At 59.7% G+C, this 16,624-nt stretch carries 24 protein-coding genes; 14 read left to right on the top strand and 10 right to left on the bottom strand.

Features of this window, described 5'->3' with window-relative positions:
* The first annotated feature begins 43 nt into the window (after positions 1-43).
* Positions 44-751 (top strand): hypothetical protein, encoded by a 708-nt coding sequence (locus tag QZ196_RS01735; RefSeq protein WP_296423234.1) that lies wholly within the window; start codon positions 44-46, stop codon positions 749-751.
* Here QZ196_RS01735 and QZ196_RS01740 read toward each other — a convergent pair.
* Together QZ196_RS01740 and nth are read right to left on the bottom strand one after the other, a co-directional pair.
* The gene (locus QZ196_RS01740; RefSeq protein WP_296423237.1) at positions 729-1,721 is read right to left on the bottom strand and encodes an adenosine kinase; all 993 of its coding nucleotides are present in this window, start codon (positions 1,719-1,721) and stop codon (positions 729-731) included. The two genes, QZ196_RS01735 and QZ196_RS01740, sit on opposite strands and share 23 nt — an antisense overlap.
* Positions 1,718-2,362, bottom strand: coding sequence for an endonuclease III (gene nth, locus QZ196_RS01745; RefSeq protein ID WP_296423239.1), 645 nt, complete (start codon positions 2,360-2,362; stop codon positions 1,718-1,720). Before nth ends, QZ196_RS01740 begins: the two co-directional genes overlap by 4 nt.
* Positions 2,363-2,456: 94 nt before the next feature.
* Here nth and QZ196_RS01750 point away from each other — a divergent pair, with 94 nt between their 5' ends.
* The 3 genes from QZ196_RS01750 to QZ196_RS01760 all read left to right on the top strand — a co-directional run bounded on the left by QZ196_RS01750 (position 2,457) and on the right by QZ196_RS01760 (position 4,955).
* A complete protein-coding gene (locus QZ196_RS01750; protein ID WP_296423240.1) occupies positions 2,457-3,305 on the top strand; it encodes a bifunctional helix-turn-helix domain-containing protein/methylated-DNA--[protein]-cysteine S-methyltransferase in 849 nt (282 codons plus the stop codon).
* Positions 3,306-3,421: 116 nt separating this feature from the next.
* Complete coding sequence (locus tag QZ196_RS01755; RefSeq protein ID WP_296423243.1) at positions 3,422-4,078, top strand: OmpA family protein; 657 nt, start codon at positions 3,422-3,424, stop codon at positions 4,076-4,078.
* 109 nt (positions 4,079-4,187) lie between these two features.
* Entirely contained in the window at positions 4,188-4,955 is a 768-nt protein-coding gene (locus QZ196_RS01760; RefSeq protein ID WP_296423244.1) for a FadR/GntR family transcriptional regulator, read from the top strand.
* Here the strand turns inward: QZ196_RS01760 and QZ196_RS01765 are convergent.
* The 6 genes from QZ196_RS01765 to QZ196_RS01790 form a co-directional block, all read right to left on the bottom strand.
* A complete protein-coding gene (locus tag QZ196_RS01765) occupies positions 4,952-5,683 on the bottom strand; it encodes a CPBP family intramembrane glutamic endopeptidase (RefSeq protein ID WP_296423246.1) in 732 nt (243 codons plus the stop codon). The genes QZ196_RS01760 and QZ196_RS01765 overlap by 4 nt on opposite strands.
* Before the next feature lie 129 nt (positions 5,684-5,812).
* Positions 5,813-6,370, bottom strand: a complete 558-nt coding sequence (locus QZ196_RS01770) for a F0F1 ATP synthase subunit B (RefSeq protein ID WP_296423248.1) — start codon at positions 6,368-6,370, stop codon at positions 5,813-5,815.
* A gap of 3 nt (positions 6,371-6,373) precedes the next feature.
* Positions 6,374-6,922: a F0F1 ATP synthase subunit B' gene (locus QZ196_RS01775; protein WP_296423251.1), complete on the bottom strand. Its 549-nt coding sequence runs from the start codon at positions 6,920-6,922 to the stop codon at positions 6,374-6,376.
* 80 nt (positions 6,923-7,002) lie between these two features.
* Entirely contained in the window at positions 7,003-7,227 is a 225-nt protein-coding gene (locus QZ196_RS01780; protein WP_296423253.1) for a F0F1 ATP synthase subunit C, read from the bottom strand.
* Between the two features lie 58 nt (positions 7,228-7,285).
* Positions 7,286-8,038: a F0F1 ATP synthase subunit A gene (locus QZ196_RS01785; RefSeq protein ID WP_296423255.1), complete on the bottom strand. Its 753-nt coding sequence runs from the start codon at positions 8,036-8,038 to the stop codon at positions 7,286-7,288.
* Positions 8,028-8,366: an AtpZ/AtpI family protein gene (locus QZ196_RS01790; RefSeq protein ID WP_296423257.1), complete on the bottom strand. Its 339-nt coding sequence runs from the start codon at positions 8,364-8,366 to the stop codon at positions 8,028-8,030. The genes QZ196_RS01785 and QZ196_RS01790 overlap by 11 nt, the downstream gene beginning before the upstream one ends.
* A gap of 208 nt (positions 8,367-8,574) precedes the next feature.
* Between QZ196_RS01790 and QZ196_RS01795 the strand changes: the two genes are divergently transcribed.
* Positions 8,575-8,913, top strand: coding sequence for a metalloregulator ArsR/SmtB family transcription factor (locus QZ196_RS01795; RefSeq protein ID WP_296423259.1), 339 nt, complete (start codon positions 8,575-8,577; stop codon positions 8,911-8,913).
* A gap of 111 nt (positions 8,914-9,024) precedes the next feature.
* On the opposite strand, the gene QZ196_RS01800 is transcribed toward QZ196_RS01795, so the two are convergent.
* Positions 9,025-9,900, bottom strand: a complete 876-nt coding sequence (locus tag QZ196_RS01800; protein ID WP_296423262.1) for a DMT family transporter — start codon at positions 9,898-9,900, stop codon at positions 9,025-9,027.
* On the bottom strand, positions 9,900-10,778 hold the full coding sequence (locus QZ196_RS01805; protein WP_296423263.1) for a LysR family transcriptional regulator: 879 nt from the start codon (positions 10,776-10,778) through the stop codon (positions 9,900-9,902). Before QZ196_RS01805 ends, QZ196_RS01800 begins: the two co-directional genes overlap by 1 nt.
* Positions 10,779-11,088: 310 nt before the next feature.
* On the opposite strand from QZ196_RS01805, the gene ffh reads away from it, so the two are divergent.
* From ffh to trmD, 9 genes are all read left to right on the top strand, one after another.
* A complete protein-coding gene (gene ffh / locus QZ196_RS01810; RefSeq protein WP_296423265.1) occupies positions 11,089-12,579 on the top strand; it encodes a signal recognition particle protein in 1,491 nt (496 codons plus the stop codon).
* Positions 12,580-12,679: 100 nt separating this feature from the next.
* Positions 12,680-13,204 carry a GNAT family N-acetyltransferase gene (locus QZ196_RS01815; protein WP_296423266.1) on the top strand — a complete coding sequence of 175 codons (525 nt, stop codon included), beginning with the start codon at positions 12,680-12,682 and terminating at the stop codon, positions 13,202-13,204.
* Positions 13,205-13,304: 100 nt separating this feature from the next.
* Positions 13,305-13,880, top strand: coding sequence for a GNAT family N-acetyltransferase (locus tag QZ196_RS01820; RefSeq protein ID WP_296423267.1), 576 nt, complete (start codon positions 13,305-13,307; stop codon positions 13,878-13,880).
* Between the two features lie 43 nt (positions 13,881-13,923).
* A complete protein-coding gene (locus QZ196_RS01825; protein WP_296423268.1) occupies positions 13,924-14,220 on the top strand; it encodes a chorismate mutase in 297 nt (98 codons plus the stop codon).
* 48 nt (positions 14,221-14,268) lie between these two features.
* On the top strand, positions 14,269-14,667 hold the full coding sequence (gene rpsP / locus QZ196_RS01830) for a 30S ribosomal protein S16 (RefSeq protein WP_296423269.1): 399 nt from the start codon (positions 14,269-14,271) through the stop codon (positions 14,665-14,667).
* A 60-nt stretch (positions 14,668-14,727) separates the two neighbouring features.
* A complete protein-coding gene (locus QZ196_RS01835; RefSeq protein WP_296423270.1) occupies positions 14,728-14,880 on the top strand; it encodes a hypothetical protein in 153 nt (50 codons plus the stop codon).
* On the top strand, positions 14,873-15,391 hold the full coding sequence (gene rimM / locus QZ196_RS01840) for a ribosome maturation factor RimM (RefSeq protein WP_296423271.1): 519 nt from the start codon (positions 14,873-14,875) through the stop codon (positions 15,389-15,391). Before QZ196_RS01835 ends, rimM begins: the two co-directional genes overlap by 8 nt.
* A gap of 259 nt (positions 15,392-15,650) precedes the next feature.
* Entirely contained in the window at positions 15,651-15,827 is a 177-nt protein-coding gene (locus QZ196_RS01845; RefSeq protein ID WP_296423272.1) for a hypothetical protein, read from the top strand.
* Positions 15,824-16,615, top strand: coding sequence for a tRNA (guanosine(37)-N1)-methyltransferase TrmD (gene trmD / locus QZ196_RS01850; protein WP_296423273.1), 792 nt, complete (start codon positions 15,824-15,826; stop codon positions 16,613-16,615). The genes QZ196_RS01845 and trmD overlap by 4 nt, the downstream gene beginning before the upstream one ends.
* Positions 16,616-16,624 lie beyond the last annotated feature (9 nt).

Here is a 16,624-nt window from a genome sequence, read left to right on the forward strand (position 1 = left end):
CGCTGCCTTATGTACTTCTAGTACGGTAAAAAAGGGCGCAATTTTGTCGATCATATTGATAGTGGGTAGTGGCCCGAATGTTGTCAGCTGCCGGGAATGGCCGCGTGCGCCTTTTGACCAAATTGTTGCGATCAACAATGCGTGGGGCGTTCGGCCAGATTGGGATGCGCTGATCTACCCCGATGATTTTCCCATAGCGCGGCGACCGGCCGATCATGCCGCACATCAGCGCATCGTGACGGCCGCCGACTATGTTCCGCTGCAGAATGGGTTGGGTGGCTTTGTTTATGCGGGCGGGACGATGGCGTTTACTGCGTCCTATTGGGCTTTGGCAGCGCTACAACCGCAAGTCATCGCCGTTTTGGGATGCGACATGGTTTATCCCAATATTGCGGCCACCCATTTTTACGGCACCGGCACAGCCGATCCGCTGCGTCGGGACGTGACCCTGCGGTCGCTTGAAGCGAAATCAGCGCGGCTGATGGCCATGGCCGCCCGACAGGGTTGCGCCATGGTGAACCTGTCACAAGACGATAGCCGGTTGATTTTTCAGCGCGTCACGCGCGACACGGTGAAAGATGCGCAGCTGGCGCCGGTAAACGATCAACTGGTCGCAGCCGCCCTCGCGGAGGAGGCGCGGCTTGGGTATTACGTACCGACGGGAAAGTACTGGAAGCAAGAAGAGCGGTTCGACGTGGCAGCCATTGACGCGCTTGATGCGCTCTGGCTCAGAGCAGCCCGCGAGATTTAAACAGCGTTTTCAGGTCCGCTTCGGGCCGGGCACCGATATGGCTGATTACCTCTGATGCGGCGAGGTTGCCCATCTTTGCGCATGTGTCCAAATCCTGCCCGGTTGTCAGCCCCCAAAGAAATGCGCTGGCAAACAGATCACCGGCACCCGTGGCATCAACGATTTGCGTAGGCACCGCAGGCACATCCCAGCGTTGGCCAGCTGACAGGACATGCACGCCATGTTCACTATCAGTGCAGGCGACAATCGCCACTTCGGACGCGGCATTGGACAGCGCCGCCTCAAAATCATCGGTCTGATACATCGACAGAATTTCCGCCCGGTTGCAGAACAGCAGATCGACGTGGTCGCGCACAATATGACGGAACGCATCGCGGTGCCGGTCAATGCAGAACGGATCGGACAGGGTAATCGACACGCGGCCCCCCGCGCCTTTACATGCTGCAATCGCCTTGGCAAAGGCGGCGTGGCTTTCCGGGCCGTCAAAGCGGTAGCCTTCAAGGTAGATCCATTCTGCCTCGGCCATTTGGGCATCGTCAATGTCGTCGGGGGACAGAAATTCTGTCACCCCCAGATAGGTGTTCATCGACCGCTCCCCATCGGGGGTGACGATGACGATGCAACGACCGGTTTCGGCGGTTTCCGTCTTGGGTGCCATCGCGGTGGCATATCCGGCCCCCTGCGCGCGCAGATCATGCGCAAAAATCGCGCCCAGCTGGTCATCCTTCACCTTGCCGACATAGGCCGTGCGCCCCCCCAGATGTGCGATACCGGCAATGGTATTGGCCGCTGACCCGCCGCTGATTTCCTTGGCGGGACCAACGCTGGCATAAAGGCTGACAGCGCGATCCATGTCGATCAGCTGCATAATCCCCTTGCCGATCCCAGCCGCAGCCAAAAAGCTGTCATCGGCACGGGCCAGCACATCGACCATTGCATTGCCGATACCGACAACCTGATACTTTTTCATAGGTTCTTATCCTCAAATTGACAAAGATCGCGGATCAGACAGGCCGCGCATTTTGGTTTGCGCGCGACGCAAGTATAGCGCCCGTGCAAGATCATCCAGTGGTGTGCATGCAGTTGGAAATCGGCTGGGATATTGTCCTCGATCGCGCGTTCGACGGCATCGACATCTTTGCCGGGTGCCACACCGCTGCGATTGCCAAAGCGGAAAATATGGGTGTCGACCGCCTGCGATGGCAGATGCCACCACATGTTCAGCACCACATTGGCCGTCTTGCGGCCAACACCGGGCAACGATTGCAGCGCAGCGCGGGAGTTGGGGACGATGCCATCGTAGTCTTCGACAAGAATCTGGCTCATTTTGATGACATTCTTGGCCTTTTGCCGGAACAGACCAATCGTCTTGATATGTTCGGTCAGCCCATCGACCCCAAGGTCCAGCATCTTTTGCGGGGTGTCTGCGATTTTGAACAACGCGCGGGTCGCCTTGTTCACGCCAGCATCGGTGGCTTGCGCCGAAAGCGCCACCGCAACCAAAAGGGTATAGACGTTCACATGCTCCAGCTCGCCCTTCGGCTCGGGCTCTGCGTTTTGGAAGCGTGTAAAGATCTCGCGGATCGTGTGATAATCAAGCTGTTTTGCCATGGCGACGGTATGCCCGGCACACGCGAAGGGGGCAAGCGTCAGTTGCGCATTTTTCGGGTCGCTACATGGGTCGATTGCCCCTAATTTGAACCCCATGGAACAGACAGACACATATCACTACAACGTCATGCGCCGCGCAATCGCGGCAATTGACGCGGCGGGCGAGAGGCCCTTGTCACTGACCGATCTGGCGGCGGACATGAACATGAGCCCGGCGCATTTTCAGCGTCTGTTTTCTACGTGGGTCGGGGTATCGCCCAAGCGCTATCAGCAATACCTTACCTTGGGACACGCCAAGACATTGCTGCGCGACAGGTTCACCACGCTGAACACCGCGCAAAGCGTCGGCCTGTCGGGCAGCGGGCGCCTGCACGACCTTTTCGTGCGATGGGAAGCGATGAGCCCCGGCGATTACGGCAGGGGCGGCGCGGGCCTGACAATTACGTGGGGCTGGTGCGATAGCGCCTTTGGCCCCGCGCTTGTCATGGGAACGGACCGGGGGATCTGCGGCCTTGCCTTTTCTGCGGAAACCGGTGCACAGGCGGCCATGGACGACCTGATGGCGCGCTGGCCCGGCGCCGAATTCGTCGAGGACCCATCCGCGCTGGAACCTTGGGCCACTGCGGCGCTGGGGATGACGGGCGAAACCAGACTGCACATGATCGGCGCACCGTTTCAGCTCAAGGTCTGGGAGGCGCTGCTAACCATACCATCGGGCCATGTCACGACCTATTCAGAGATTGCCCAGTCGATCGGCAACCCCAAAGCCGTGCGCGCCGTAGGTACGGCGGTGGGCCGCAATCCGGTGAGCTGGCTGATTCCCTGCCACCGGGCGTTGCGCAAATCGGGCGCATTGGGCGGCTATCACTGGGGCCTGCCAGTCAAACGGGCCATGCTCGCATGGGAATCCGCGCGGGCCGACGCAGCCCCTGACGCGCGTTAAAACCGGCAAAACCCCGCCAGTCGTAGCTGCGTTATTGGATATCATTCCAAGAACGGGCATAAGCTGGTTCATAGAGTTGCGTGATTTGCGCACCGACATCAAATGGAACCAAGACAATGAAGATTTCGAAATTCCCACTCGTGCTTGCCGCCGCATCGCTGACCCTTGTTGCGGCCTGCGACCCTGCCGGCCCCAACGGTTATGAAAAAACCCAACAAGGCGCGCTCATCGGCGCGGGTGTTGGCGCGCTGGCCGGTGCGATCACAAATAACAATGGCACCGTGCGCGAACGCAATCAGGCGCTGCTGATCGGTGCGGCGCTGGGTGCTGGCGCTGGCGCGGCCATCGGGAACAACCTCGACAAGCAAGAAGAAGAGCTGCGTCGCCAGTTGGGCAACAACGTCGGCATCGTCAATAATGGCAGCAACCTTGTCGTGACCCTGTCACAGGACATCTTGTTTGCGACCAACAGCACCGCAGTGTCCGGGGTGTCACGCAATGATCTGGTCACGGTGGCATCGTCGCTGAACCGTTACCCCAACACGACCGTAAACGTGATCGGGCACACAGATAACGTTGGCGATGCGTCGTACAACTTTGATCTGTCACAGCGGCGCGCACAGGCGGTGTCATCGGTCCTGATCAGCGCAGGCGTGTCGCCCGCACGGATTCGGTCCATCGGTCGCGGCGAGGATCAACCCATCGCAAGTAATCTTGACGCACGTGGCCGTCAGGCCAATCGCCGGGTTGAGATCATCATCACGCCGAACTAATCTGCCCAAATCAGCGTTGACAGAAAGGGGTCGGATCACTGCGGCCCCTTTTTTGTTGTTAATAACGCGGACCGGTCATATATTTTGACCAATAGGAAAAGGTAATGTGATGCCGTTCGAACCCATTCAGCAGGAAAAACTGTCCTACGGTGTTGTCCGCCAGATCGAAGGTCTGATCCTGCGCGGGATCCTGCGCCCCGGCGAACGCCTGCCGTCCGAGCGCGAACTGAGCGAACGCATGGGCGTGTCCCGTCCGTCCCTCCGCGAGGCTCTGGCAGACCTGCAGGACCGTGGGCTACTGACGACAAAGGCGGGTGCGGGTGTGTATGTTGCCGATGTTTTGGGATCGGCGTTTGCCCCTGCGCTGGTGAAACTATTCGCCAGTCACGACGACGCGGTGTTCGACTACATCAGCTTTCGGCGCGACATGGAAGGGTTGGCCGCAGAACGCGCGGCCCGTCTGGCCAGCGGCACCGACCTGAAGGTGATCGACACCATTTTCCAGAAAATGGAAGCGGCCCACCAAAAACGCAATCCCGCCGATGAGGCGCATCTGGACGCCGATTTCCACCTGTCGATTATCGAAGCCAGCCATAATATCATCATGCTGCATATGATGCGGTCAATGTATGAACTGCTGCGCGAGGGCGTGTTTTACAATCGGTCCATCATGTTCAAACAGCGAACGACCCGCGACACGCTCCTTGGCCAGCACCGCGCGATCAATCTGGCCCTGCAGGCCCGCGATCCCATCGGGGCGCGCGCCGCAATCGAGGCCCATCTGAGTTTTGTTGAGACCGCCCTGCTGGATCAGAAAAAAACAGACCGCAACGAAGTCTTTGCGCAAAAGCGGTTCGAGCACGAGGCAGACCGCTAGCTCTGGCGTAGAAGGTCGGCCCAAAGCCAGAGGCCGACAACGGCCTGGATCAGGATGCCGATCAGCGCAAAGGGATGCAGCACGCCAAGCATATCGCTGGAAAACACCGCTAGATCCCACAGCCAATGCCAAACGATCAGAGGCCAAAGGTTGCCGATCTTCAGCGCCGCAGGTGCCAGAAAAGTTCCGACAAGAAAGGTAAACGCCAACTGCTGCGCGATATTTGTGACGCTTTGGCCGTCAAACCCGTTCACGGCGTGCAAAAGTGAAAACGCGACCGCACTGATCAGCATGGCGTGTGTGACAGGCAAGCGGGCGATCAATCCGCGTAACAGGATGCCACGAAACATTACCTCTTCGGAAAACCCGATCAGAAAGGTCGTCACCGTGAGCAAACGCAGCATGTGCCAGTCGGCGTCCGAGAGCGTCCCGTGCAGCAACAACGGCACGACCCCCGCGCCCATCATCGCCAGAACCACATAGGATGGCAGCAGCCAAAAGGCCCCGCGCCAGCGCATCGTGCCAAAGCCGGCGCCGGAGCAGCCATAGTAGCGCCGGACGTAATACACACACAGGCAGGTCAGGATCAGTTCGACGGGCCAGAACCGACTGACCATGGCGACCGTGCCATAGGGCGCGTCCGCCACCCGATACATATACAGCATGCCAAGGCCGACCACGGCCATGTAAAGAAGCGTCGCACGAACGGCGACCCACAGGCTTGGCATGATATCGTCCCCTGCACAGCCCCCACGCATGACCTAGGGCACACGCACCAAAGCCGTCAACGAAAAAGCCCGTGCGCTTTGCAGCGGACGGGCTTTGGCTGGTCCAAGGGCAGCGTGGCCTTGCCGGACCTAATGCAGTTTTTCACCAACCGTGATGATCGCGTCGTCGATCAGCGCACCAGCGGATTTGGCGTCCATCTGCTGTGCCATGACATCTTTCGCGACACTGACAGCGACCATAATCGCCTGATCACGTACGTCCTTGACAGCGGCAGCCTGCGCGCTTGCAATCTGCTCTTCTGCGGCAGCAAGGCGACGGGTGATTGATTTGGCGATATCGTCTTTTGCAACGGCGGCTGCAGTGTTCGCCTCTTCCTTGGCCGCAGCCACGATGCGATCGGCCTGCTCCTGCACTTCTTTGTGCTTACGCTCGTAAGAGGCCAGCAGCGACTGCGCTTCTTCGCGTAGCGCGCGTGCCTCATCAAGGTCGGACTTGATGCTGACCGCGCGTGTGTCCAGCAACGCCGCCACTTTACCCGGCACTTGGTAATAAACCAGAATGCCGACAAAGATCAGGAACGCGACAAGGACAACAAAGTTGGTGTTTTGCAGCGATACGAACGGACCTGTTGCCGCCAGTGCGGGCGACGCGCCGAGGGCGAAAAGGGCTGTGATCATAAATCTCATGACTTACCCTTTCATCCGTGCGGTCACCGCAGCGGTAATTGTTTTTGCATCCGACTTGCCACCCAAGGCGGTGACCAATTCCTTGGCCGTGTCCTTGGCGACCTGAGTCACGCTTTTCACCGCGCCATCGCGAATTTCAGCAATCGCTGCTTCGCTTTCGGCAGTCTTGACGGCGATCTGCGCGTCGGCCTTTTGCAATTCGACATCAAGCCCTGCCTGAATATCCGCTTTTGCGGCAGCCACGATTTTTTGCGCCTCAGCACGCGCATCAGCAAGTGCCTTGTCATAGGCAGCTTCGGCTTCGGCAGCTTTGTTCTTAAGCTCTTCTGCGGCGGCAATATCGTTCGTGATTGTTCCGGAACGCTCTGCCAGAACCGCGCCGATGCGGGGCAGCGCGATGCGTGACATCACGAAATAGATCGCGGCCAATGTGACCACGAGCCAGAAAATCTGGTTGGGAATCCAATCCGCGCAAAGCTGTGGCATGCCAAGTGCGCCACCCCCTGCATCAACGCAGGCGCCTGCGACGGCGTCGTGTTTGTCTGTTGCCATGATGGCCCCCGAATACCTTGAAAGTTTACTGGCAGGTCACGTTGCGCGACCTGCCAGCCGTAAGGATATGGGTCGTGTTCTTAAACAGCGAACATCAGCAGAAGCGCCACGAGGAACGAAAAGATCCCCAGCGCTTCGGCGAATGCCAGACCGATGAACAGTGTTGCTGTCTGCGACGCAGCAGCGGATGGGTTACGCAGTGCGCCAGCCAGGTAGTTACCTGCAACTGTACCAACACCGATTGCGGCAGCGCCGGAACCGATTGCAGCCAGGCCAGCGCCGATGTGTGCGAGTTCGCCTTCCATGTGTATTCTCCTTACGATTGGAAGTTAGACGTAGGGTGCGTGAAATCACGCACCGTGATTAGTGTGCGGGGTGAAGCGCGTCTTTCAGGTAGACACACGTCAAAATCGTGAAAACATAGGCTTGGATACCGGCCACCAGGACCTCAAGACCATATATAGCGGTGATGCCCAAAATCGCGACGGGCGACACCAGTGTCAGCGCGGCAAAGCCAGCGAAGACCTTGATCACGGCGTGTCCCGCCATGATGTTGCCGGCCAGACGAATTGAATGGCTGACGGGACGCACGAAGTACGAAATCACTTCGATGATCGCGATGACGGGCCGCAAGACCGCGGGTGCGTCCTTCATCCAGAACAAACCCAAAAACGCCGGGCCGTTCTTGACGAAGCCAAGGATGGTGACCGCGATAAAGACACCAAAACCAAGGACGGCGGTGACGGCGATCATTGACGTCGGGCTATAGGACATCGGCAGCAATGCCAGATAGTTTGCGAATAAAATGAACACGAACAGGGTCATGATGTACGGGAAATACTTGATCCCGTCCTTGCCGGTCACATCTTCTACCATCTTGTAAATAAAGCCGTAAATCAGTTCGCCGATGGACTGCATGCGGGTTGGGACGATTGCGCGGCCACGGCTGCCCACAACAAAAACACCGATGATGCACAATAGGCCGACAGCCATCCACAGCGTCACGTTTGTTGGCGTGTACCAATGGACAGCGCCATCGCTAAACAGCGGTTTGACGATAAACTGATCCAATGGATGAAAAACCAGACCACCTTCGGATTGTGCTTCAGTCGCCACTTGCGTCACCCTCGTCTTCACTGGCAGCAGCCAGTTGTTTTCTCTGCACTTCCTTGGCTGATCGCATCATGGTGAGAACACCCGCCGCGAGGCCCAGGAATATGAACAGCACCAAAAATAATGGCAGGGTCCCAAACAAGGTATCCAGCCCGTATCCAATGCCAAAACCAATCGCGAGACCGGCCACTAACTCTATCACCATCCGCCAGGCAAGCTGCGCTTGCGAATAATGTTCCTCCGCATGGTCCTTGACCGGGTCAGTCCGTTTGAGCGCCGCAATCTTGGCGTCCAGCGCTTTCAGACGATCAGCCTTATCGGGCTCTGACATCGGTATAGTCCCCTCGGAAGGTTGCGCATGGTCTATGGCGGGGCCGGATCAGAGTCAAGCAAGGCCCTGATGTGTCCTAATACACTGATAATTATCAATAAAGGTAGAAGAAGGGCTGGCCGGAATTAGATAATTTCGACCTAACACGCGCAGATGCATATTCAACCAAATGGTTGACGTTTCGCACGGATGCCGCTTAATCGCCCCGATGAGCACCGCCCTTGACCAAGTCTTTTCGGCCCTTGCCGACCCCACCCGCCGCGCGATCCTGTCGATGCTGCTGGAGGATGATATGGCCGTGACGGATGTGGCCGAACCCTTTGCAATGTCGCTCGCCGCGATTTCCAAGCATCTTGGGATCTTATCTGCAGCCGGGTTGATCAGTCAGGAAAAACGCGGTCGGGTAAAATGGTGCAAGCTGGAACCCGACGCGTTGCACAGCGCGTCAGTGTGGATGCACGGCTTTGGCCAGATGGCGCCGCTGGATCTGGATGCCTTCGAGGTGTTTTTGAAGCAGGCCTTGGGTGAAGGTCCCAATCGTCCTTAATTACATGATAATACCGCATAAATTCGGTGCAACATTGCGTACATAGGCTGTACGGAACCTGTCGGTACGTTTTGCGCGCAGACCCATGATGAATACGCCGTGCCGGACCGATTAGTCGCGCAGCAGCATCACCAGCGCCACAACCGTCAGCCCCAGCCCCGCGAGGATCAGCGCAGGCGGCGCTGTCCCGCCCAGCGCCACGTCCCATACGATCACCCAGCTGGGTGTCAGATAGGTATAGGCCATCACCTTGGAACTGGGCAGCCGCATGGCCGCGAATTGCAGCAGCGTAAAGGTCGTCGCACTGGCAAAAATTGCCGTATAAAGGATCGTGATCCACACGATCCCCGGCAGTGCGGTCCAGTCTGTGGCGCGGATGTCCGACCACCCCCAAAGGGTCAGCATCACCGCACCCGCCAGCAACGTGCCAAAGGTGAACACGACCGCCGGTTCGCCCCGGTTCAGTTTGCGCACCAAAGGCGTATAGACCGCATGCGCCATGCAGCCCCAGAAATAGATCGTCTCGCCGGTGCCGATTTCAAACCGCAGGATGGCTTTCACATCGGCGCGAAAGATCACCCAAAGCGCGCCCAGCGCCCCGATGCCCAATGCCAGCGCCATGCGCCCGGTCAGGACCTGCCGCAGCAGTAACCAGCCAAATCCCGCAGCTAAAATCGGTGTCAGGGTGAAAACGGCGGCCGCGCTGACCGGCGGCGCAGTTTTCAACCCTTCGAACATCAGCACAAAGTAGACGCTGAAAAACACAGCCAGAACGACATAGCGCCAAGGTGCCGCTGCGGCGCTGCGCGGCAAGCCGGTTGTGGCCAATGCGGCCCCGCCGATGATCAGCACCGCAATCCAGAACCGCACAGCATTCAGCGCAATCGGCGCGATTGCATTGGCCGACAGCGCCCCCAATGCAAAAGACCCAGCCACCAGCACGGAAAACGCAAGCATCGCCAAATGGCCGGCACGGGTCGGCGCCATTAATAATCCATGTTTTTGACATGATCCTTGAGAAACCGCAGGAACGTCTGCACCTTGGTGGTGCGATGCAGGTCCACATGGGTCACCAGCCACAACGGGGCCGACCATTCATCACGGCTGGGCAGTACCGGGCGCAACTGGCGGTACTGTGGCAGTACATGCGCCGTTACGAACCCGATGCCTGCACCGGCAAGGATCGCATCCAGCATATTGCGGTCGTCGGTGCTGCGATAGGTCAGCCGGTCATCGCCGACCACGCCATGCAGCCAGCGCGTGAACGGCGCGCGGTTGCTGTCATCGTCATGGGCGACGAAAAAGTGGTTCTTGAGGTCATCAACCCCGTTCGGCATGCCATGCCGCGCGATATAGCTGTCAGCGGCGACCAGCGCCATGTCCTGCCGCATAAAGGGCTGCACGACATTATCAGGTTCCTCGGGCATGGCACCTGCGCGTATCGCGACATGGGCCTCGCCGTATTCCAGCCGAAACACCCGGTCGCCGGTTCGGTAGCGGATTCGCACCTCCGGGTGCGCGATCTGAAACGCAACAAGGATCGGGGTGAGCATGTGCGACACCTGCCCCAGCGATGTGATCACCAGATCGCCTGACACCCCTTCGCCCTGCCCTTTGATCCGACCGGCCAGTTGGGTGAACTGGTCGTCGGTGGCCTTTGCCACCTGCAGCAGGTCCATCCCGGCTTCGGTCGCGGTATAGCCGCGCGCGTGGCGCTGGAACAGTTTCACGCCCAACCGCGCCTCAAGCGCATCAATATGTCGGATCACGGTGGCATGATGCACGCCCAGCACCTCGGCTGCGCCACTGACGGTGCCGTTGCGGGCCACCTGATAGGCCGTGCGGATTTCGTCCCAGTTATCCATGATCCGCCCTGTGCGCTGACAAACATACGCCAATGAATTTCGGTCATTTCGTGCGCAACCGCAAGGGTGGATGCAAGTGTACCTTTGGTATTTCACGCAGGCCATGGACCGATGATCACCGCGCAGACGTTGACTCGGGCGTGGCGTGGGGCTAAACGCCTCCCAACACCCGGATAGCGCCAGCTTTCCGGTCCCCGATTTACCGGGGATCGCCCCCCGTCAGCGCGTTGCGCCCACGGGGGCGCTACTGCTTTATGGTCCGGCTTCCTATATGAGCCGGGCAACCGAAATGACACGAGGGCCTTGGCCGATGTTTGAAAATCTATCCGAACGCCTGTCTGGTGTTTTCGACAAGCTGACCAAGCAAGGTGCGCTGAGCGACGATGACGTCAAGACCGCACTGCGCGAAGTCCGCGTTGCCCTGCTCGAGGCGGATGTGTCGTTGCCGGTGGTGCGCGATTTCATCAAGGCCGTGCAGGACAAAGCCACCGGGCAGGCCGTCACCAAATCAATCACACCCGGCCAGCAGGTCATCAAGATCGTCCATGACGAGCTGCAGCATGTGCTGACCGGCGACGAAGACCCCGGCGCGCTGAAGATTGACAACCCGCCGGCGCCGATCCTGATGGTAGGTCTGCAGGGGTCGGGCAAGACCACGACAACCGCGAAACTGGCGAAGCGTTTGAAAGAACGCGAAGGCAAGCGGGTGCTGATGGCCTCGCTTGACACCAACCGCCCGGCGGCGATGGAACAGCTGGCGATCTTGGGCATGCAGATCGGCGTTGATACGCTGCCCATCGTGCCCGGCGAAAACCCGGTGCAGATCGCCAAGCGCGCCAAGATCCAGGCCAGCCTTGGTGGTTATGACGTCTACATGCTCGACACGGCGGGGCGTCTGCATATCGACGCCGAGCTGATCGCGCAGGCCGCCGCCGTGCGCGACGTGGCCAACCCGCGTGAAACGCTGCTGGTGGTGGACGGTCTGACCGGTCAGGACGCGGTGAACGTCGCGCAGGAATTCGACGACAAGATCGGCGTGACCGGCGTGGTCCTGACGCGGATGGACGGCGACGGGCGCGGTGGTGCGGCACTGTCGATGCGCGCAATCACCGGCAAGCCGATCCGGTTTGTCGGCGTCGGCGAAAAGCTCGACGCGATTGAAACATTTGAACCGGCCCGTATCGCAGGCCGCATCCTTGGCATGGGCGATATCGTAGCGCTTGTCGAAAGGGCCCAGGAAACCATCGAGGCCGCACAGGCCGAACGGATGATGAAGCGGTTCCAAAAGGGCCGCTTCAACATGAACGACCTGAAGATGCAGCTTGAGCAGATGATGAAGATGGGCGGCATGGAAGGCATGATGGGAATGATGCCCGGCATGGGCAAGATGAAGGGCCAGATGGACAAGGCGGGGCTGGACGACAGTATCCTGAAACGCCAGATCGCCCTGATCAATTCGATGACCAAAAAAGAGCGCGCCAACCCTGACCTGCTTGCCGCCAGCCGCAAGAAGCGGATCGCGAAGGGGGCCGGGCTGGAAGTGTCCGAGTTGAACAAGCTGATAAAACAGCACCGACAAATGGCCGACATGATGAAGAAGATGGGCAAGGGCGGGATGCTGAAACAGGCCATGAAGGGCATGTTCGGCAAAAGCGGCGGAATGCCAGGCGGGATGCCTGACATGGGCGACCCCAAGGCGATGGAAGACGCCGCCAAAGCGCTGCAAGGCAAGATGCCCGGCGGTCTGGGCGGCGGTCTGCAACTGCCCCCCGGCCTCTCTGGTTTTGGGAAGAAGAAATGAATTCTTCCGAGCATAAATATCCCCCGCGCGGCGCGCATCAAATTTCTGGAAATTTGATCAGCCCGGTTGCGTCGTCGTCGCAGGGCAGCAGGCAGGTGACATGATGAACGCTGATACAATGCTGACAACGGCGCGCCTGACCCTGCGTCGCCCCACCGCTGACGACTGGCCCGCGTTTCGCGACTTCATGATGTCGGACCGGTCTGCGGTGTTTGGTGGCCACGGCGATCTGGGCCGGGCCTGGCGCGCCTTTGCGTCTGAGCTGGGACATTGGGCCATTTTCGGCTACGGCATGTGGGCCGTCACCCGGCACTGCGAAGATCACATCGTTCTGGGCCTTGTCGGCCCCTGGACGCCGCCCGACTGGCCGGAAACCGAAATTGGCTGGATGATCCTTGCCGATAACGTCGAAGGGTCCGGCATCGCCACCGAGGCTGCGCAGGCCGCATTGACCCATGCGTTTGACGTGCTGGGCTGGCACACAGCGGTGAGCTATATCGGGCCGGGCAACACCCGGTCGATCCGGCTGGCAGTCAAGCTGGGCGCCGTGCTGGATGAAACCGCCAAGGCCCCGACCACCAACACGCTGGTCTATCGCCATGCCAATCCGGGCGCAGCCGCATGATGGGTCTGGGACAACACCGCACCGCGCGCACCGAGACAGGGCACACGCGCCCCCGCGTCGGCTTTCGTGCGCTGCAACACATCAGATCAAAGGGATCATCATGACCATCCACCCGTGGGAAGCACAGCCGACAGGTCAGGCCGCTGTGGCCATCGAACGGATCGCGCAATCATTGCCGCGGATCGCGACGGACCGCACGATCATGCGCGGCCCCTATATCGAGGATTTCGATATTTACGCCGGTATCGTGATGTCAGACCGTGGCGCACACGTCAGCGGGCAACGCACACGCGCGGGTGCTTGGGATGATTTCCTGCAACTCACCGCCAGCTGGATTTTGCGCGGCGCGGGCCTTTGGACGGTCGAAGCGCAGATCGACAAATCTGTGCTTGGCTTTGTGCTGCTGGGTCATGAAACCGGTGATCCCGAACCGGAACTCAGCTTTTTCTTCACCGCCGAGGCCGAAGGTCAGGGCTATGCCTTCGAGGCGGCCCGTGCGGCGCGCAATAATGCGTGGAACGCGCTGAGCTGGGAAAAGCTGATCAGCTATATCGAGCCGGGCAATACCCGCGCGATCCGGCTGGCCGAACGGCTGGGTGCGGCACCTGACCCTTCTGCGGATCATGACGGCACGCTGGCCTACCGTTACCCGCGCCCAGAAATCCCCGAGATGTGACCATGCGCCTGCCAACCGCCCGCCCCGCAGAAAGGATTGAACCATGACCGACGCCATCAGCCGCGCCGCAGATATCCTGCGTGACCACCGCGAAAGCATCGACCGGCTTGACGCAATTCTGGTCTATACGCTGGGCGAGCGGTTCAAGCACACGCAGGCCGTCGGCAAGCTCAAGGCCGAACATGACCTTCCCCCGTCCGATCCGAACCGCGAAGCGGCGCAGATTGCCCGGCTCACCGATCTTGCAAACCAGGCCAATCTTGACCCGGAATTTGCCAAGAAATTCCTGAACTTCATCATTCAGGAAGTCATCCAACACCACAAACAACACCAATCGTAGGGTGGATTTCAATCCACCGACCCCTGCCATCTTAAAGGAGAATACCAAATGGCTATGAAAATCCGGCTCGCCCGTGGCGGCTCGAAAAAGCGCCCTCATTATGCAATCGTCGCGTCCGACGCGCGCATGCCACGTGACGGCCGCTTCATCGAAAAGCTGGGCACATATGCACCCATGCTGCCAAAAGACAGCGAAGACCGCGTGAAGATGAACATCGAGCGCGTCCAGTACTGGCTGAGCCAGGGCGCGCAGCCAACGGACCGTGTTGCCCGCATGCTCGAAGCGGCAGGCATCATCCCCAAGAAAGACCGTGCAAACCTGAAAAAAGGCGAGCCGGGCAAAGCGGCGAAAGCCCGCGTTGAAGAGAAAGCAGCAAAAGCAACGGCTGCGGCAGATGCGGCGGCTGCCGCTGCTGCGGCTCCGGCAGAAGAAGCTGCTGCCGAGTAAGCGACAAGGCGCGTTGCCCGCGATACCGCGGGCAACGCCACCCCATTTCCATGAGGGACCATGTTCCGCCTATTGCGCCTGATGATCTTGACGATGCTGGCTTTTGTCGCCGGTATGATGTTTGAGCGCAGCAATGCCCGCGAAAACTGCGAGACGGGCACCGGACTTTGGATTTCAAACATATGTGTAGGATTGGACATCACCAATGACTGACCGCGTGATCGTTGGGGCCATTGGCGGCTCTTTTGGTGTGCAGGGCGAAGTGCGCCTGAAATCATTCTGCGCCGACCCGGCAGCCATTGCCGACTACACCCCGCTTTATACCGAAGACGGCCACGCCTTTGGTCAAATCGTACTGACCGGCCAGCTCAAGAACGGGTTTACCGCCCGGCTTGATGGGGTCGTCACCAAGGAAGACGCCGACGCCCTGCGCAATACCAGCCTGTATGCCGAACGCGCGGTCATGCCGTCGCTGCCCGATGACGAGTATTATTACGCCGATCTGATCGGTCTGACGGTGCTGGACACCGGTGGCGCCACATTGGGCACGGTTAAGAACGTCATGGATCACGGCGCGGGCGACCTGCTGGAAATCATTGTGCCGACACAGGCCGAAACCGTGCTTTTACCCTTTACCAATGCCGCCATTCCCACCGTGGACCTTGCCAGTGGCCGCATCATCGCCGACCCGCCCGAGGGGCTGTTCCCCGATGCCAGCGGCTGACCGCCAGCGGGTTATCATCCACGCCGGGTTCCAAAAGACTGGCACGACCACGTGCAACGGGCGCTGTCCCTTAACAGGCCGACCTTGTGCGATTATCGCATCATCCTCAAGACCGACATGCCCCGGATGTGTCAGGCCGCGCTGACCTAGGCCCATGCCAGCAGCGCCGCCAATCTGACCGCCTTTGGTGATGTCGCCCGCCAACTGCCCGACATTCCCGTGACACACTGCGCGCTTGCGACCGCGATTGCTGGACCTGATGGAACTAGTGCAAACCGTTCGGGCCGCAATGCGGCCTGTGGCGCCTGGGAAACGTTCGCTGCCCTATGATATCCTTGACGCATTGCACGAATTGAACCAAAGCGCGTTGGACACCGGCGCGATTGTTACCCGCAAGCGCGCCTTGATCGCTGACTATCGCAGGACCCGCCCATGACCATCGCCCCCAAATCCCACGGCCGCATCAGCGCCCGCCCAACATTGAAACCACGCGAACTGATCACGGATACGCCGGATCTGGCGGGGGCATGGACCGCGCAGATCATCACGCTGTTCCCGCAGGCGTTTCCGGGCGTGTTGGGCGAAAGCCTGACGGGCAAGGCCCTGCAAGACGGGCGCTGGCAATTACAGACCTATGACCTGCGCGACTATGGCATCGGCAAACATCGCAACGTCGATGATACCCCCGCCGGTGGCGGCGCGGGCATGGTGTTGCGCGCCGATGTGCTTGAGGCGGCGATTGTGGACGCGCGCCGGGCTGCACGCGGGGTCATGCCGCTGATCTACCTGTCGCCGCGCGGACCCCGGTTTGATCAAAAGATGGCGCAGACATGGGCGGGCACCGATGGGGTGACGTTGCTGTGTGGCCGTTTCGAAGGAGTCGATGAACGGGTGCTGGACCATTTCGGCATTCAAGAGGTGTCGCTGGGGGATTTCGTGCTGACCGGCGGTGAAATTGCCGCGCAAGCCATGATCGACGCCACCGTGCGGCTGTTGCCCGGCGTGTTGGGCAACGCAGATAGTGCGGTTGAGGAATCATTTTCGGCCGGGCTGCTGGAGCATCCGCAGTACACCAAACCCGCTGAATGGCAGGGCCATACCATTCCTGACGTGCTGCTGTCGGGCAACCATGCCAAGATCGCCGAATGGCGTAAAGCCGAAGGCGAACGGATCACAAAAGAGCGGCGGCCCGATCTGTGGGCCGACTATAAACAACCCGGATAGCGGCGGCCT

Source organism: Yoonia sp. (assembly GCF_017854565.1).
Lineage (GTDB): Bacteria > Pseudomonadota > Alphaproteobacteria > Rhodobacterales > Rhodobacteraceae > Yoonia.

Bases quoted from the DNA above. Each gene is read 5' to 3' on its own strand.
- QZ196_RS01740 (WP_296423237.1), bottom strand. From the start codon at position 1,721: ATGAAAAAGTATCAGGTTGTCGGTATCGGCAATGCAATGGTCGATGTG.
- nth (WP_296423239.1), bottom strand. From the start codon at position 2,362: ATGGCAAAACAGCTTGATTATCACACGATCCGCGAGATCTTTACACGC.
- QZ196_RS01750 (WP_296423240.1), top strand. From the start codon at position 2,457: ATGGAACAGACAGACACATATCACTACAACGTCATGCGCCGCGCAATC.
- QZ196_RS01755 (WP_296423243.1), top strand. From the start codon at position 3,422: ATGAAGATTTCGAAATTCCCACTCGTGCTTGCCGCCGCATCGCTGACC.
- QZ196_RS01760 (WP_296423244.1), top strand. From the start codon at position 4,188: ATGCCGTTCGAACCCATTCAGCAGGAAAAACTGTCCTACGGTGTTGTC.
- QZ196_RS01765 (WP_296423246.1), bottom strand. From the start codon at position 5,683: ATGCCAAGCCTGTGGGTCGCCGTTCGTGCGACGCTTCTTTACATGGCC.
- QZ196_RS01770 (WP_296423248.1), bottom strand. From the start codon at position 6,370: ATGAGATTTATGATCACAGCCCTTTTCGCCCTCGGCGCGTCGCCCGCA.
- QZ196_RS01775 (WP_296423251.1), bottom strand. From the start codon at position 6,922: ATGGCAACAGACAAACACGACGCCGTCGCAGGCGCCTGCGTTGATGCA.
- QZ196_RS01780 (WP_296423253.1), bottom strand. From the start codon at position 7,227: ATGGAAGGCGAACTCGCACACATCGGCGCTGGCCTGGCTGCAATCGGT.
- QZ196_RS01790 (WP_296423257.1), bottom strand. From the start codon at position 8,366: ATGTCAGAGCCCGATAAGGCTGATCGTCTGAAAGCGCTGGACGCCAAG.
- QZ196_RS01795 (WP_296423259.1), top strand. From the start codon at position 8,575: ATGAGCACCGCCCTTGACCAAGTCTTTTCGGCCCTTGCCGACCCCACC.
- QZ196_RS01800 (WP_296423262.1), bottom strand. From the start codon at position 9,900: ATGGCGCCGACCCGTGCCGGCCATTTGGCGATGCTTGCGTTTTCCGTG.
- QZ196_RS01805 (WP_296423263.1), bottom strand. From the start codon at position 10,778: ATGGATAACTGGGACGAAATCCGCACGGCCTATCAGGTGGCCCGCAAC.
- ffh (WP_296423265.1), top strand. From the start codon at position 11,089: ATGTTTGAAAATCTATCCGAACGCCTGTCTGGTGTTTTCGACAAGCTG.
- QZ196_RS01815 (WP_296423266.1), top strand. From the start codon at position 12,680: ATGATGAACGCTGATACAATGCTGACAACGGCGCGCCTGACCCTGCGT.
- QZ196_RS01820 (WP_296423267.1), top strand. From the start codon at position 13,305: ATGACCATCCACCCGTGGGAAGCACAGCCGACAGGTCAGGCCGCTGTG.
- QZ196_RS01825 (WP_296423268.1), top strand. From the start codon at position 13,924: ATGACCGACGCCATCAGCCGCGCCGCAGATATCCTGCGTGACCACCGC.
- rpsP (WP_296423269.1), top strand. From the start codon at position 14,269: ATGGCTATGAAAATCCGGCTCGCCCGTGGCGGCTCGAAAAAGCGCCCT.
- QZ196_RS01835 (WP_296423270.1), top strand. From the start codon at position 14,728: ATGTTCCGCCTATTGCGCCTGATGATCTTGACGATGCTGGCTTTTGTC.
- rimM (WP_296423271.1), top strand. From the start codon at position 14,873: ATGACTGACCGCGTGATCGTTGGGGCCATTGGCGGCTCTTTTGGTGTG.
- QZ196_RS01845 (WP_296423272.1), top strand. From the start codon at position 15,651: ATGGAACTAGTGCAAACCGTTCGGGCCGCAATGCGGCCTGTGGCGCCT.
- trmD (WP_296423273.1), top strand. From the start codon at position 15,824: ATGACCATCGCCCCCAAATCCCACGGCCGCATCAGCGCCCGCCCAACA.